Origin of the sequence: Pseudomonas sp. PvP009 (assembly GCF_017832995.1) — a bacterium.
Lineage (GTDB): Bacteria > Pseudomonadota > Gammaproteobacteria > Pseudomonadales > Pseudomonadaceae > Aquipseudomonas > Aquipseudomonas syringae.
Map to the genome: position 1 here is coordinate 1,921,274 of NZ_JAFIBG010000001.1, position 15,611 is coordinate 1,936,884.

Annotated in this window: 13 protein-coding genes; 1 reads left to right on the top strand and 12 read right to left on the bottom strand. The window is 60.6% G+C overall.

Annotation, left to right across the window (positions count from 1 at the left end; all coding sequences use genetic code 11):
• Positions 1-6: 6 nt before the first annotated feature.
• The 10 genes from JOE29_RS08555 to JOE29_RS08600 form a co-directional block, all read right to left on the bottom strand.
• Positions 7-828 carry an acyltransferase gene (locus JOE29_RS08555; protein ID WP_024664518.1) on the bottom strand — a complete coding sequence of 274 codons (822 nt, stop codon included), beginning with the start codon at positions 826-828 and terminating at the stop codon, positions 7-9.
• Positions 825-2,240: an O-antigen ligase family protein gene (locus JOE29_RS08560; RefSeq protein ID WP_210079358.1), complete on the bottom strand. Its 1,416-nt coding sequence runs from the start codon at positions 2,238-2,240 to the stop codon at positions 825-827. The genes JOE29_RS08555 and JOE29_RS08560 overlap by 4 nt, the downstream gene beginning before the upstream one ends.
• Entirely contained in the window at positions 2,240-3,340 is a 1,101-nt protein-coding gene (locus JOE29_RS08565; RefSeq protein ID WP_044313229.1) for a glycosyltransferase family 1 protein, read from the bottom strand. The genes JOE29_RS08560 and JOE29_RS08565 overlap by 1 nt, the downstream gene beginning before the upstream one ends.
• Entirely contained in the window at positions 3,331-4,548 is a 1,218-nt protein-coding gene (locus JOE29_RS08570) for a glycosyltransferase family 4 protein (RefSeq protein WP_024683396.1), read from the bottom strand. Before JOE29_RS08570 ends, JOE29_RS08565 begins: the two co-directional genes overlap by 10 nt.
• A 3-nt stretch (positions 4,549-4,551) precedes the next feature.
• Positions 4,552-5,865, bottom strand: a complete 1,314-nt coding sequence (locus JOE29_RS08575) for a cellulase family glycosylhydrolase (protein WP_003315826.1) — start codon at positions 5,863-5,865, stop codon at positions 4,552-4,554.
• A gap of 1 nt (position 5,866) precedes the next feature.
• Complete coding sequence (locus JOE29_RS08580) at positions 5,867-7,045, bottom strand: glycosyltransferase (protein ID WP_044313226.1); 1,179 nt, start codon at positions 7,043-7,045, stop codon at positions 5,867-5,869.
• Entirely contained in the window at positions 7,045-9,036 is a 1,992-nt protein-coding gene (locus JOE29_RS08585) for an exopolysaccharide transport family protein (protein ID WP_058447218.1), read from the bottom strand. The genes JOE29_RS08580 and JOE29_RS08585 overlap by 1 nt, the downstream gene beginning before the upstream one ends.
• A gap of 17 nt (positions 9,037-9,053) precedes the next feature.
• A complete protein-coding gene (locus tag JOE29_RS08590) occupies positions 9,054-9,833 on the bottom strand; it encodes a polysaccharide biosynthesis/export family protein (protein WP_003427153.1) in 780 nt (259 codons plus the stop codon).
• 132 nt (positions 9,834-9,965) lie between these two features.
• Positions 9,966-11,423, bottom strand: coding sequence for a mannose-1-phosphate guanylyltransferase/mannose-6-phosphate isomerase (locus JOE29_RS08595; RefSeq protein WP_210079360.1), 1,458 nt, complete (start codon positions 11,421-11,423; stop codon positions 9,966-9,968).
• Positions 11,423-12,859 carry an undecaprenyl-phosphate glucose phosphotransferase gene (locus JOE29_RS08600; protein ID WP_003348243.1) on the bottom strand — a complete coding sequence of 479 codons (1,437 nt, stop codon included), beginning with the start codon at positions 12,857-12,859 and terminating at the stop codon, positions 11,423-11,425. Before JOE29_RS08600 ends, JOE29_RS08595 begins: the two co-directional genes overlap by 1 nt.
• A 523-nt stretch (positions 12,860-13,382) precedes the next feature.
• On the opposite strand from JOE29_RS08600, the gene yegS reads away from it, so the two are divergent.
• Positions 13,383-14,300 carry a lipid kinase YegS gene (gene yegS / locus JOE29_RS08605; protein ID WP_003315820.1) on the top strand — a complete coding sequence of 306 codons (918 nt, stop codon included), beginning with the start codon at positions 13,383-13,385 and terminating at the stop codon, positions 14,298-14,300.
• On the opposite strand, the gene JOE29_RS08610 is transcribed toward yegS, so the two are convergent.
• Both JOE29_RS08610 and JOE29_RS08615 read right to left on the bottom strand, forming a co-directional pair.
• Positions 14,284-14,946: a response regulator transcription factor gene (locus tag JOE29_RS08610; protein WP_137983288.1), complete on the bottom strand. Its 663-nt coding sequence runs from the start codon at positions 14,944-14,946 to the stop codon at positions 14,284-14,286. The genes yegS and JOE29_RS08610 overlap by 17 nt on opposite strands.
• 165 nt (positions 14,947-15,111) lie before the next feature.
• The gene (locus JOE29_RS08615; RefSeq protein WP_044313222.1) at positions 15,112-15,543 is read right to left on the bottom strand and encodes a hypothetical protein; all 432 of its coding nucleotides are present in this window, start codon (positions 15,541-15,543) and stop codon (positions 15,112-15,114) included.
• Positions 15,544-15,611 lie beyond the last annotated feature (68 nt).

Consider the following 15,611-nt stretch of genomic DNA (forward strand, 5'->3'; position numbering starts at 1 on the left):
TTCTGATCAGTGGAACAAGGTGAACAGGCCTTTGCCGCCCACCTTGTAGTTGAGCCCGCGAGCGCGCTCGCCCTTGATCTCCGCGTTCGGGCCACTGACGATGGCGTAGGGCGGAACCGGTTTGGAGACCACGCTGTTACCGCCCACCACGGCACCTTCGCCGATGTCGGCACCGAACGAAAGCAGCGCGCGGCTGCAGATCCAGGCGTAGTCGCCGATGAACACCGGCCCGCCTACTGCCCAGAATTCAGGCTCATTGAGATCGTGCCCGCCAGCGATGATCAGCACATGCGAAGCGATGGTGACGTGATCGCCGATCACCAGGCCGCCGCGTGCGTCCAGTTGGCAGTGCCAGCCCACCGTGCTGTCATTGCCGATGCGCAGGCTGTCGACGCCCAGCACCTCGGTATTGCGCCAGACCGTCGAGCCCTTGCCGATCTTCGCGCCGCCGATGCGCAACCACAACAGGCGCAGGGTGTGGCTGGGGATCTTGCAGATCAGGATGTTGTACGCCTGCTCCCAGGTCCGCAACATGCGGTCGCGCAGGGTCGGCCAATTGATCCCGTACAGCGGGATGAGGGGGCCTTTGGTTTCGATGGCCAGCAGCTTGTAGAAGCGTCGCGCCAGCGGGTGTTCGATTCTTGGCTCGATATTGAGGTAGCAGATGAACGACAGGGTGCGATCCTTGATCCGCGTTTCAAAGCATACTTCGTTGTCCAGCATCCACTGGTAGGCGGCTTCCAGCTCGTCGAGCGGCACCGCCATCTTGCGCGCGTAATCGGGCAGTGCCTCCCTGAGATTATGAGAATGCATCATGCGGTGTTTCATGAGGAGGCTCCCGGCTCGTGTGAGGCTTCAAGATGTCTGGGTGTTGTGTAGGCGCTGGCGCGCAGGCGTCTGGTTTCGTACAGGCTGATGCCGACAAATAGCCAGAAAAATGCGACCAGCACACTGGTGAAACTGAAGTAATGGTCGAACAGGCCGCTGAACAGCGCTGCCAGCACACCGGTGGTGCAGCCCAGCGCAATGCCGTTGTCGCGAGTCAGCACGATCCGGCCGCTTCCGGGGCGCACTTCCTTCCACCAACTGACGGTGATGGCGATGAACAGCAGCATGCCGGGTATGCCGATCTTGTAGATGTAGTTCAGCCACAGGTTGGAAATGCCAAACACTGTGTAGCCCAGTACCGGCGGGTCGGTCTTGAAACCGATGCCGAACGGGAAGGTGGCAACTGCATCGGGGAAATGGCTGTATTCCAGAAAGCGAATCGCGGTACTGGCGTCGTCATCGCTGAACAGCCCCATCAGGCGGTCTTGCAGAGGCGGGTAGAACATAAGCAGAACAATGCCGGCCACCAATCCACCCATCAGCAGCCGCCCCAAGTGCGGGATGCGTCGCCGGGCCATCAGCAGCATCATCGCGATCAGGCTCAATAGCGCACCGCGTGATCCGGTCAGCAACAGGCCGACCGCACCCAGTGCGGCCACCGTCAGGCCCAGCTTGCGAGCCGCGCCGCTGCGCGTCATGCCGAAGCAGAAGGCTAGCGGCAGCAGCATCGCCAGCGCACCCCCGGCCACGTTGGGGTGCATCCACGGTGAGCCCATGCGGCTGGCGAGCGAAAGCAGGCTCTGGCTCAGGATGTCGGCACCGCTGTAGCCCAGGCTGCCGAGGATCGGAATAATTGCAGTGGCCGAGCCTTTGGTGACATAGACTCCGATCGAGAGCAGCAGCAATAACAGCGTCCCGCCCAGCAGCGCGATGACTGCATTTTCCAGCGTCTTGAGGTCGGTCAGCAGGCGTGGCACCAGAAACAGGATCGACAGGTTGAACAACCAGCGTATCCAGTTGATCGGTCCGTTGCCCTCGGCGACAACCGTCAACTGCCCGACCAGAAAAGGAAACGCACTGAACAGCATCAATGCCACCAGCAGCCGTTCGGGTCGCAGCATATGGGGCACACGCTGGCGCTCCTGGAAGACTGCATGCAGCAGGTAACTGGCCCAGGTCAGCATGATCAGCGCTTCGGACACCGTGGTGCGAATGCCGATTTGAACCGTCGAGTAGGGCAGGAAGGTTCCGATCAGGCAGAACAGCAGCAGCCCGCGTACCGGCCGACGCATGATCGTGGCAACCGCCACGGTACCGATTGCTGCCGCCACCACGAAGGGCGCGGGCAACATCCAGATCATCACGCCGAACAGCAGGCTGAACAGCAGCCCCAGGGGTAAGGCCATTGGCATCAGCGCAATTCCTCCAGCGCCGCGTGCACGCGTTCGCAAAAGGCTTTCAACTGGTAGCGCTGCGTCCAGGCTGTGGCGATCGCCGGATCCTCTTCGGGGGCCTGCGACAGGGTGCCCATCAACCTGATCAGATTACCGCTGTCGACCGGCGAAAAGCGCGGGCTGTCGGGCGGGGCGACTTCGTCCAGCGACGAGCCCGAGGCCACTGCAACCGGTGTGCCGGTGTTCAGTGCTTCAATCACCGGCAGCCCGAAACCTTCGCTTTTGGAGGGTTGCCAGAGCCGTTCGGCATTTTTGTAAACGGCGTGCAGTTCGGCGTCGCTCAGGCCGCTGAGCACATGCAGACCCGGTAACTGGCGCTGGGCCTCGGTCAGCGGATCATCGCCACCGACCAGTACCAGCTCCGGGGTATCGACGAATTGCATGCGCGCGGTCTGCCAGGCATCCACGAACCATTTGATGTTCTTGCGCGGTTCGCGCGTGCCCACGCACAGCCAGTAACGCAGCGGCAGGCGCAGTTGCGCGATGTCGGCCGGCTCACCCTTGAACGCCTCCACCAGCAGCGGTATGACGCGCAGCTTGGCCTTGATCCTGGGGAACATACGAGCAGCTTCGTTTGCAGTGAACTGCGAGGGCACCCAGATCTGGTCGGCAACCTTCAACGACCAGGCAATCGACAGGTAGTCGGTCATCCGGTAGAGCCTGGCTTTCAGTTGCGAGCCGTGACTGTTGTGCTGCGTGAGCTGAAACAGATCGTGCAATTGCAGCACGTAGCGCATACCGGCCGGTTTGCGCCCCAGCGGCAGGCCCATGTTGATATTGGCCACATATATCTGAATACCGGCATCGCGCAGGGCTGCAGGCAGGAACTGGCCTTCGAAGCGCAGGCGATCGGGCAGCCGATGCACCGAATTCAATGGGGCGGCCCAGCGCGGGGCATGCATCAGGCGGCGTACCGGATGATCGTAGGGGGCCACGCCGAACAGCTGCAATTGCACGTCCGGGTGTTCACGAAACGCCTGTTCCAGCGCCAGGTTCTGGCGTCCGATGCCGCTGGTGGGGTAACCGGCTGCGGCGCGGTAGTCGAGTCCTATACGCATGAGCGCAATCCTTGCTTGGAGAACGAAAAACGGGTGTAAATCACTTCCAGCTGAGCGGCCGAAACGGACCAGTCATGCCGGGCGCGAACATAAACGCGGCCGGCTTCGCCAATCTGCTCGAGCTGCAGTGGTTTGTCGGTGTATTCAGCGATCAGGGTCGCCAGCCCGGAGGCATCCTCGCTGCCCAGGTAATGTTCGCCATGCCGCACCGCCAGCCCGGAAACCCCCTGCGCGGTGGTCACTACCGGCAGGCCGGCGGCCATGGCTTCCAGGGTCTTGAGCTTTGAGCCGCCACCCTGGCGCAGGGGCGCGAAGAACATCGAGGCAGTGGCCTGCAAGGCACGCAGGTCAGGCACAAAACCCAGCCATTCAATGCGCGGGTCAGGCCAGCGCTCGCGCCAGGCCGGGGGCATACCGAAGCCGCCGATGGCAAAACGCACATGGGGTGCCAGGGCCCAGACCTTTGGCATGATTTCGTCCAGCGCCCATTCGATGGCGTCGACATTTGGGCCGTATTCATAGTTGCCGATGAACAGCAGGCGATGGCTGTGACGGTCCGCATGAACGCTGGCGTAATAATCGCAGTCGACACTGTTGACCACATAGGACGTAGCCCTGCCGCTCAGACGCGAAAGCGCCTTGGCATCGTCCTCGGTGACCGCGATCAACTCGCCGGTCTGGCGAAACACGCGGGTTTCCCAGCGCCGGTAGCGCCAGCGGTCATAGACCGCGAAGGCATTGGCCCAGCGTGGCAGACGGTCGTAGCTGGCGGCACCGAGGTCCGATTCGACATTGTGCTCGGTCAGCACGAAGGGCTTGCCGGAGCGCTTGAGCGCGCGCTCGAAGGGCTGAAAGGCATAAGTGTGCTGCAACTGGATAATGTCCCAGTCCTCCTCCAGCAACTGTTCGAAGACCTTTTCCAGTTGCGGCGCGTAGCCGTTCACGCTGGCCAGCATCGGTGGCGCGGCAAACGCCACGGCCAGCAGGGTACGCAGGCTGAGCAGAGGGCGGCGATCAATCACGATCAGGCGTTCCAGCCACGGCTCCAGTGCCGCGCGAGCGTCGTCGTCCAGCGGGTTCTTGGACTGCACCAGCAGCGTGATGCGATGGCCACGCGCTGCCAGGTTGCGCAGCAAATGGTATTCCCGGGTCTTGCCGCCACTGGTGGTGGGCCAGGGCAGGTAGGGGAGCGTCCACAGGATTCGCATGGCTCAGGGCTTCCATTCCAGAATTTGCAGAGTCGGCTTCAGCAGCAGGGTGACGCCCTGGCTGCCGGACAGCGGGGTGCGGCTACCGGTCAATGGATCGTGAACCACAGCGTCGGTGATAGCCGGAAAATTCAGCGACGTGCCCGCCGCACTCCAGAACATCAGCAGATGCGTGCCATCTGCACGCGTCCACGGAACGGCATAAAGGTCGTCCGGGACGCTGCTTACAGCTGGCGGTTCGGCGGGTAGCAGGCGCGGGCCGGTGATTTTCAGGAAATTCTGCAGCGCGGTGTAGACCGGTTTGGGACTGGCCTGCAGATCAAGCAGTCCGTAGCCCTGATCGCGGGCCGAGGCGCGCTCGTCCAGATCGCTGAGGTTGAACAGGAAGATGCGCTGGAAATCCATGGCGCTCATCAGCGCCAGACGTCGCAGGGTATAGTCAGCCTGGCCGGAGGTGCCAATCAGATGCTGCATCTCCACCGGGCCTGCATAGCTCGACCAGCCCCATTCAGTGGCCCACACCTGCTTGACGCCGTTGCTGTGCAACAACTGGTTCATGGCATTGGCGCGCACCAGGAAATCGCGATCCGGTGTGGAATCGCCTTCCGGGTACTCGGAGTAGGGGTGATAGGCCGCGACGATATTCTGCTGGCCCAGACCGTTGTCGAGCAGGGTCTGCAGCATGTAGCCGGAGGTGCTGTGCATCTGGCTGTAGTAAGCCATGCCCGCAGTGACGATCGTCTTGCTTGGCAGCACCGCACGGATCGCATTGGCAGTGGTGGTCAGCAAACGGCTATAGGCAGCCGGGTCCTCTTTGGGCAGCCAGACGATGTTCGGCTCGTTCCAGACCTGCCAGTTGTTGACCTGAGGATAGCGCTGGGCCAGGGCGGTCATGCGTGCGGCGAACACGTTGAAATCGGTTGGCGGATATTGATCGCGGGCCTTTGCCCCGGCCGGCGCGCTGCTGGCGAAGGGCGCTGACCCGACCAGGTACGCCAAGGTGTTGTAATTATGCGCCTTGATCGCGGCCATGGCGGCGTCCAGCTCGGTCAGGGCGTAACGATCCTTTTGCGGCTCGATTACTGGCCAGTGAATGGTCAGTCGCACCCAGTTCAGGCCCAGTTCATCCAGACGGCTCATCTGCTGTTGATAGATGTCAGGCGCGAAGTACTGAAACTGCACGTTGACGCCCAGAAAGTCTGCCCATACTACCTCGCGGGGAGCCTTGAGGACCGTTGACGCTTGCGCGGCACAGCTCAGCGCGGCGCCGAGCAGTGCGCTGGTGACGAGTTGCCCGAATCTGGATGGACGCTGCATGTCACTTCTCCTGGCAAGCCTGGCGAAATACATTCTGAAAATGTTCTGCGGTATGGCTCCAGACCCTGGCCTTGCCCATCTGCGCAGCGTTATCGGCCCATTGCCTGACCAGCTCCGGTGTTGCGCAGGCGCGGGCCAGGGCTTGCGTCAGCCCGTCGACGTCGCCTTGCGGGTAGATCATGCCGTTACCATGTGAGACTTCTTCGGCAAACGAGCGTGCATCCGAGGTAATGACGCCTCTGCCACAGGCCACTGCCCACGACAGCGCGCCACTGGTGCCGCGCAGCTTGCCAAGAATCTTCAGTTTGCTCGACTCGCGATAAGGCAGGACCATGACGTGGTGGGCCTGGATAACCTGCGGGATCTGTTCGGCAGGCAGGTCCAGTTGCCAGTCGATCAGATCGACAAGGCCCAGTTGGCGGATGCGCAGTCGCAGTTGTTCCAGATAACTGCCGGAAGGGCCGAAGGCCATTTCCGGCTCGCTGCCACCGGCCAGGGTCAGGCGCACGGTCGAGCGCAGTGCAGGCTGGGCAGTGAATACGCTGGACAGTGCATCGAGCAGATCCTCGATACCCTTGCCGCGATAAATGAAACCGAAATACAACAGGCGCAGGGGATTCAATGGCGGCAACGGCGCGGGGGCGATGTCGAGGTTGCCGTGATTGATGACCGCCATCTGCGCCGCTGTCAGCCCCATGCGCTGGCGCAGGCTCTGGCTGCCCGCCTGGGTCAGGGTCACCAGGCGGGTCATGTGCCGCGCCAGCTGCCGTTCTTCATGCAGGCACAGCGGGTCGGCCAGTACCGTGGCGATTTCCGGCAGCGGCGAGCGCATGCCGCTGACCATCGACAACGGCCAGGGCAGTTTTTCGCGCCGCCAGACCAGCCGCTCGGGATCGTGTACGGTCGCGGTCAACGGCAGCTTGGGGAAACGCCGACGCAGTGCGCGCAGCGCTTGAAACTCTGCCAGTCGCCCACCGCCCAGTTCAGCGTGGACCAGATCGATGCCGCTCCAGTCAGTTTCGGCCACCCGCTGCTCTGCGGCGCGGGGATCGTTGCCGACGCCCTGCAGCGGTGTGCTGACCTGCAGACCCAGGCCTTCAAGCGCATTGCGCAGATGTCCGGCGTAATCGGCGATGCCATTCTGCTCGGGTGGCAGCGGCGCGAGCAAAGCTATTCGCATCAGCCTCTGCTCCCGATTCGCTTGAGAAAACTCAAGACTTTTTCAGGCACTTCGAAGCGCCGACGGTTGATGATGATGCCGTCGACTTTCTTGAAAGCGGTGTTGAGGTTGTTCAACGTGTCTTCCAACATCGGCACGGTGGTGTCCTGGGCGCGAACCACCAGCACGATCAGGTCAGCCTTGCGCAACAGCACGAAGGCGTCCTGATTCGCCGACAGTGCCGAAGCGTTGATCAGCACAATTTCGCCCGGAATGGCCGGACTGCGGCCTTCGGTACGCACCCGATGGCCCTGTTCAATCAACAGCGTGCTCAAACGCGCGATCACGAACGACACGCCGGCCCCGTACTTCACCGACGTAAAACCAATGGTCAAACCGCGTTCTTCTACCTGATCCAGCGGCAGAATGCCGTACACCCGATGCAGGTTCGAGGTAAGGGCTGCACTGCGTTCCTGGGCACGTTCCAGGTCGGGGAGGCTGGTCCAGACCGGAACACCGAAGCTGCTCTCGATCTTGTCGCCGTCATGAATGCGCTGGTCCAGCAAGTAGAAGGAGTACAGCGCCACGGCACCGACCACGACGCTCAGCGGGAACGCCAGAAACAGCATCATCAGGCTTTTCGGGAATACTCGGCTGGGGTTGAAGGTCGCCTCCTCGATGGTCGCGATATTACTGATCTGACTGTTGTCCAGTTCACGGTCGATACGCGATTTTTCCAGGCTGTTTTTGTACAGCGCATAGCTTTTTTCTGCCGCATCCAGCTCGTTCTGCAGGCGTGACAGTTCCGGCTCCAGATTCAGTGCCTGCTGGCGGTCACGTTCCAGCTGCGCGATTTGCTCGTTCTGCTGGATGAACTGGGTTTGCAGGCGTGCGTAGCTGGTCTGCTGGTCGGCGTACACGTTCTGCATGCGGTTGTAGATCGGGTTGGGCGTGATGCTTTCGGAGCGCTGTACGGTGGCGTCCTGTTCCTTGAGCAGCTTTTTGAGGTTACTGACTTCCTCATTGATCGCACGAATCGGCGGCGCCTCGTCCTTGAACGAGCGGAGCATCTCCTGACGTTCCACTTCCTTGCCGTTGATGCGGTTCTGCAAGTCCTGGCGATTGGGGTTGAGGGCCAGTTCGCGGCCTGCCGAGACGGTCTTGGGCTGCTCTGCCAGTTGTTTTTTCAGCAGGTCCAGACCTGCCTTGGTCGAGGCAATCGAGCGGGTGGTGTTGTTGCGCTCGGTGCGCAGATCGTTGAGCGCCTGCGAGGTGTCCGCCAGACGCTGGGAAATACTTACCGCGCTCAACTGGTTCAGGTAGTTCTGGATCTGCTTCTTGTACTCGATGATGTTCGCACCGGTCGCCTTCACTTCCGCTTCGTAGAACGCGTACAGGCTGACCCGGCCCAGCGTCTTGGTGCGCTGCGTCTGGTACTCGGTGATCCAGGTCTTGAGCACGGTCTGCGCGACTTCCGGGTCGCTCCAGGTAAACCTCAGTTCCATCACCGACGAGCCAGGCTCATGGCTGACCTTGAAGTTTTTCTCCAGATCCTCCGCCAGGCGCTCGGCCTGGGAGCGGTGTTCCACCAGCCCGATGAATTGCAGAACGCTGCGCACGCCGTTGACGAGCGCCCCGACGACGGTCTTGATGCCGTTCTTCACCGAGGCCAGAACGCCGGTTTCAGGCGGCACCATGGACAGCTCGGCGAGGTATTTCTCGGACACGGCACGCATGATCGGCCGCCCGCTGAGCATGCGCTCCTCGTCAAGCAGCGGATCGCGCAGGCCGCTCGGTATCACGATGGCCTGGCGGTCGGACAACTCGATAGGCACCGTGCTGCTGTCGCGGCCGGGCTTGACCAGCAGCAGGGCGGTGGACTCATAGCGGTTGGGGAGCAGAAACGCGCCCAGAAGAATGATGACGAACGTCGCCAGTACGGTAATCCTGACTTCGCGCTGGAAGATGAAGAGCAGGCGCAGCAAGTCGCGGAATGAGCGGATGTTGATCATGTCTGTTTCCCTGACAATTAATTGTTGTTGCGCAGCTCGTAGTTCAGGCCCAGGCCGATCGACTTCGCGAAGGGGATCAACTGGTTGAAATACAGGGACACGCCGTCAACCTTGTTGCCGACCGATGATTTGGGAACGAACACGATATCGCCGCGTTTCAACAGGACCGGTGCGGTAGGGCCACCGACGCCGCCCGCCCAGAGGAACTTGCTGTAATCGAAGAAGTAGGTCTTGTAGAGCCCGTTTTCTTCCTGACGCAGAAGCGCGACCTGACCGGCATCGGCATCGAGCGCCACGCCGCCCGCGCCGACGATGGCCTGGTCTAAGTTGGTGGCGACGTTGACCGGCAAGGTGACCGAGTTGCGCACTGCGCCACCGACAAACACGGTGTTGCCTGGCGACTGGGAAATGTTGATCGTCAGCGCGGTCTCGCGGTAAACGGTCTGCAGTTTGCTTTCCAGCAGGTCGTTAAGCTGCTGGAGGGTCAGGCCCGCGGCTTTCACCGTGCCGATGTAAGGGTAGGAAAAGGTGCCGTCGTTGAGCACCTGAAACAGGGTCAGTTCATAGATGGAGTTGGCGGTAAACGCCGAAATCGACGGTGCCTCGCCACTGTTGCGCACGATGCGCAGCGTGTCGCCGGGGCGGATTCGCTCCGGCGGCAGTGGCTTGCCAGCCAGTGCACGGCCCGCAGCCTGGCCGGCCTCGATTTGCGCACGGTCATCGGGCAGGCCCACCCTGGAAGGGGTATTGCACGCACTCAACAGCAATAAGCTGGCAATCAGCATCATGCTTTTCATTGTTCCTGAGCTCCTGTCATGCACAAATACGGCTCCCTCGCGGGTAATAAATTCATGTAGGCGGGTCATGCCTGTTCCGGGTGCAGTCGATTGCGTGGCGCTTGAATCAAGCGACGCTTGTTGCTGCGCCGATCAGCTCTTCATGGCCTTGTCGGGTACACGTCCATAAATGTCGGTAAAACGCACGATGTCGTCTTCGCCCAGGTACTCGCCGCTCTGCACCTCGATCATCACCAGATCGATGACGCCGGGGTTGACCAAGCGGTGTGTGTGGCCCGGCTTGATAAAGGTCGACTCGTTGGTATCGAGCATGAACTCGCGCTCGCCGTTGGTGACGGTGGCCATGCCGCTGACCACGATCCAGTGTTCGCTGCGGTGATGGTGCATCTGCAACGACAGCGACGCCTGCGGGCGAACCACGATGCGCTTGATCTTGAAGCGCTTGCCCTCTTCGAGGACGGTGTAGGTGCCCCATGGGCGTGTGACCGTGCGGTGCAGGCGGTAGGCATCATGGCCTTGGCGCTTGAGCTCCTGAGCGATGATCTTGACCTCTTGGCTGCGGCGACCGTCGGCGATCAGCAAGGCGTCGGGGGTGTCGACGATGATCAGATTGTCGAGGCCGATAGCGCCCACCAGACGCTTTGGGGAGTCGATGTAGCAGTTGCTGACGTCGTGCAGCACGGCTTCGCCATTGCAGTAGTTGCCTTGAGCATCGACCGGAGACAGCTCACGCACTGCCTGCCACGAGCCGATATCACTCCAGCCAAGCTGGCAGGGCACCACGGCGACTTTTTCGGAGCGTTCCATCAGCGCGTAGTCGATGGAAATGTCCGGTGTCAGGGCAAACGATTCACCGTCCAGCTCGACTTGCAGCTCACGATTGCCTTCCTTGCGCGGGCTCGATTCCAGGCACGCGCTGACGGCGGTCAGGACGTCCGGCGCATGCGTGCGCAACTCGCGCAGGACGGCGTCGGCGCGCATGCAAAACATGCCGGCATTCCAGAAATGCTGACCGCTGTCCAGATAGCCCTGGGCGGTGATCGCATCGGGCTTTTCGACAAAGCGGGCGACCTGACAGGCGTCCGCATTGAGTGCCGGGCCTTTCTCAATGTAGCCAAAACCGGTTTCCGGTGCGGTCGGCAGAATGCCGAATGTCACCAGCCAGCCCTCGGCAGCCAGCTTCTGTGCAGCGCCCACCGCTCTGGAGAATTCCCCCACGTCGGTGATCAGGTGGTCGGCAGGCAAAACCAGTAGTTGCGCCTCGTCGCCATACAACTGACTGACGTGCAGCGCCGCAGCGGCAACCGCAGCTGCCGTATTGCGGCCGAAGGGTTCGAGGATGAAATCCAGGCGCGCATTGCCTTTGTTCAACTGGCGGTAGTCGTCCACCGTACGGAAATACACTTCCCGGTTGGTCACCGTCAGCAAACGCTCGACGCCCGGCAGACCCACCGCACGCAGAAAAGTCTTCTGCAGCAGGCTCTGACCGTCTGGCAGGCGCATGAACGGTTTGGGCATGGCTTCACGCGAAACCGGCCACAGACGGGTGCCGGAGCCGCCGGCAATAATGCAGGGAATGAGAGTGCTCATCAGTAAGCCTCACGGGTGAATAGCACTGCAGGCACAGTGCGCATAAGGATGTAGAGGTCGAACCAGACGGACCAGTTTTCTATGTACTCAAGGTCGAACTCGACGCGTTTTTCGATTTTTTCAACGGTGTCGGTTTCGCCCCGATAGCCGTTGATCTGCGCCAGTCCGGTAATGCCTGGTTTGACGCGATGCCGCGAGGTGTATTCCTTGACCGCCTGCTCGAACAGAATCCCCGCAGCCTTGGTCGCCGTGGCGTGCGGGCGCGGCCCGACCATCGACATGCTGCCCGCCACCACGTTGAACAATTGTGGCAGTTCATCAAGGCTGGTCTTGCGAATGAAACGTCCTATCCGGGTGATTCTGGCGTCGCCGCGGGTGGTTTGCCGTTCGGCGGTTGCATCGGCCTGGTGCTGATGCATGGAGCGAAACTTGAATACTTCGATCAAGCGATTGTTGTAGCCGTAGCGCTTCTGACGGAAAAACACCGGGCCTGGGGAATCGAGTTTGATCGCCAGTGCGACCAGCAGCATCAAGGGTGACAGCGCCAGCAATGCCAGCGATGACAGCACGATGTCTTCAGCTCGTTTGATGAACGGCGACCAGCCACTGAGCGGCAGATCCGAGGCATTGAACATCGGCAGCCGGGCGACTTCAGTGATGCGGTTGTGGGTGTGTCGGAAGGCAATCATGTCCGGCACCAGCAACACGTTGACCGGTAGCCTGCGCAATTCGCGGATGATGTAGTCCATGCGGTTTTCTGCGGTCCAGGGCAGGGCGACCAGCACCTGAGTCACTTTCTCTTCGCGGATCAGCCGTTCCAGATCGCTGGTATTGCCCAGCAGCGGCAGGTTGGCCACGGTCTTGGGCATGCGGCCGATACGGTCGTCGATAAAACCGGTCACGCCTGAACGAATGTCCTGATGTTCAAGCAGGTATTCGGCCAGACGCTGGCCGTTCTCCGTCGCGCCCAGAATCACCGCGTGCTGCAGGAAGACGCCCTTGCGCATCTGATGTTTGAAAAGCGTCAGTAACAGCAGGCGAATGATGCCGAACAGTGCAAGGCTGGTCAGGTACCAGATCAGCAGTTCTTCGGGTGGCAGGTAGCCGAACAGGCCCATTGCCTGCTGCATGAACAGCAACAGTCCGAAAGCGGCGGTCCAGGCCAGCGCCATCGCGCCCATGCGCAGATCGTTGCTGAACAGCGCTTCGGAATAGACGCCCATGGCTTGAAATACCAGCACCCCGACACAGCCGAAAAACAGCAGCATGGTCAGGTAGCTCTGATGAGCGTCCGTGCCGCCGTCCTTGATCAATAACATGATCACCAGGCCCGGCAGTATGCAGGCGATGCCATGCGCCAGGCGGATGCCGAAAAGAAAGTATTCGACCAGGCTGGTGCGGGTCAGCGAAAGACTGTCGACGGGCTGCAACCTCATAGAAATCCCCTACTCCCTGTATGCGCCTGAATTCTGCTGATTCAGGACAGCTTTCTACTGTCTGCCTGCAACACCCTGGAGGTGTTTATGCGTGAACTGTGTCCAAGCGTAGCCAGTTACACATCGTGCTGATGAGGAATCCAGATCGTCTTTTGTGAATAGCACTTTATGTATGTCGTCCCTGACCGGATTTTATTTAAGCCTTTTCAATCATTTGTGAAGGAAATTTCCCTCAGTTGAGGGTAATGCTGTCAGTAAAGCTCATGAAACGAATAGCGACAGTACAAAAGTGCTTCATTCATGACGCAGGCGTTGATCCGGACCGCCCGTTAAGTGGCTCTCGCCAGTGCCTGCGGGGCAAAACGAGCGGTTGCCAGGGTGAAAAAAATTTCCGCATCGGATGGGCTTTTTCCGACCGCCCGGGGTCACAGTCATGCGTCGTGCGAAATGTAAGCGGGCGCCGATAACAGAAAAGAGCGTCGCTCGCAGGTTTCAATTCGTAGGGTTCGGCAGAGGAGGTGTCATGACACAACGCAGGGCAATGCTCATTCTTCACGGTAAACAGGCACTCAATGAAGACGTGCGTGACGCAGTGGCAGACAAGCGTAAGCAGGGTTGGGAACTGGACGTGAGACTGACCTGGGAAGCCGGCGATGCCCAGCGCCTGGTCGATGAAGCCTTGGCCGCCGGTCATCGGCACATTGTCGCAGGTGGTGGCGACGGCACCTTGCGCGATATCGCCGAAGCTCTGGCACTGGCCGAAACCAAGGCCAGCCTGACTATTCTGCCGTTGGGGACTGCGAACGATTTTGCCCGTGCGGCCGGCGTGCCTCTCGAGGTCTCCAAAGCCCTGCAACTCATGGACGTGGCTCCGCGTGCGGTCGATCTGGGTGAGGTGGGCGGCAAGCTGTTCCTCAATATGGCGACCGGCGGGTTTGGCAGCCAGGTCACGGCGAACACGTCCGAGGACCTGAAGAAGGTGCTGGGTGGTGCTGCCTACCTGTTTACGGGCCTGACCCGATTCAGCGAGCTGCATGCGGCGCATGGTGAGCTCACCGGGCCGGATTTTCATTGGCGCGGTGACTTGCTTGCACTGGGTATCGGCAATGGTCGGCAGGCGGGCGGTGGGCACGAGCTGTGCCCGACCGCGATGGCCGATGATGGTCTTCTCGACATCAGCATCCTGCCAGCGCCTCAGGAAGTGGTCGGCACGCTGAGGAGCCTTCTGGAGGGCGGGCTGGGTATCGACAATATGTTCATTCGCGCGCGTTTGCCTTGGGTAGAGCTCAAGTCCGCCCAAGGCCTGGATATCAATCTGGACGGTGAGCCGCTGTCGGGCGAGGACCTGCGTTTCGAGGCCCGGCCGGGGGCGCTTCATGTTCACCTGCCAGCGGACTCTCCGGTACTGGGCGGCGCACCGAAGCTCAGTCGTCCAGACTGATAATCCGTTCGCGAACGCAAAACAACACCAACCCGGCCACGTCGAATATCTGCAGGCGCTTCATGACCTGAGCGCGGTGAGTCTCGATGGTCTTGATGCTCAGTCCCAAGCCAACGGCGATCTCCCGAGTAGACTTGCCGCGCACGATCAGGCGCAGGATTTCAAGTTGGCGAGCGGTCAGGTGATAGCGCTCTTTCGCCGCCTGAGCCCTTTTCGAGGGTGTACCGCGCAGTGCGCACTCGATGACCAATTGAGCAATGGCCGGGCTCAGGTAACGCTCGTTGCTACGTAACGCTTCCAGTGCCTGCTCGAGTTCCGCAGCCGTCGTGTCCTTGAGTAGATAGCCTTGCGCGCCGATGTCGAGCGCACGCACGATCATGTCCGGATCATTGTGCATCGACAGGATCAACACCTTGCAGTGCGGTTGCACCGTCAGCAGCTGCGCAAGTGCATCCAGGCCGTCAACATTTTTCATGCAGATGTCGAGCAGGATGATGTCGGGCTTGAGCTGCTGCGCAAGAGTCGCCAACTGCGCACCGTCAGCCGTTTCGCCCAGGATGGCGTATCCAGACATGTCTGCAACCAGCGCTCGCACGCCGGCTCTGATAAGGGAGTGGTCGTCGACCAATAACAGATTGCAGGTCATTGTGATTTCTTGTGCAAGTGGGGCTGCTCAAGCGCGCGTGTAGTCTCTGGTCATGCTTGAAGACGATGTTACTGACAATAAAGACAATGAACGGAAAATGCCGACGTGACAACGCTGCCTCAATGACATCGCGATGTGATCCTCACCGTCTGACGTGATGGAGTGTTATTGGCGGGTTGCATCTTTCGGCGAAGCCGATTGCGCGGAGACGCTGGCCAGTTTTTCCAGCAGCTCAAGCTGCTCGTGGTCGTCCATCGTCAGCTCGCCGGTTTGCGGATCGAGAAGCTCGACTTGCCAGTACATCAGTGTCAGGCAGTTCTTGACGGCGAGCAGGGCTTCCTGAGAAAGCTCGTTGGCCTGGCCGCCGGTTTTCAACAGCTGGCACAGCTGGTGGGAAAAATCGGCGATACACGGCACAGGAACGGCTTCTGCCTCCTGGGCCAGCTTGCGCAGGGTGGTCAACAGGCAGCCGGTAGCGTCCTCGTCGTTGGGGATCAGTTCCAGATGCGAAAGACATTCTTCCGACTTGTGCAGAAGTGCCTGAGACAGGCTCAGGAACTCGTCGTGCTTGTGCTGCCAATCGTTGTGGCTCAGCATCCTTTGTCTCCACTGATCATGGATAGCGAACTTCCGCCCGCGGCGAATGGCTGACAGTTAATGTCGAT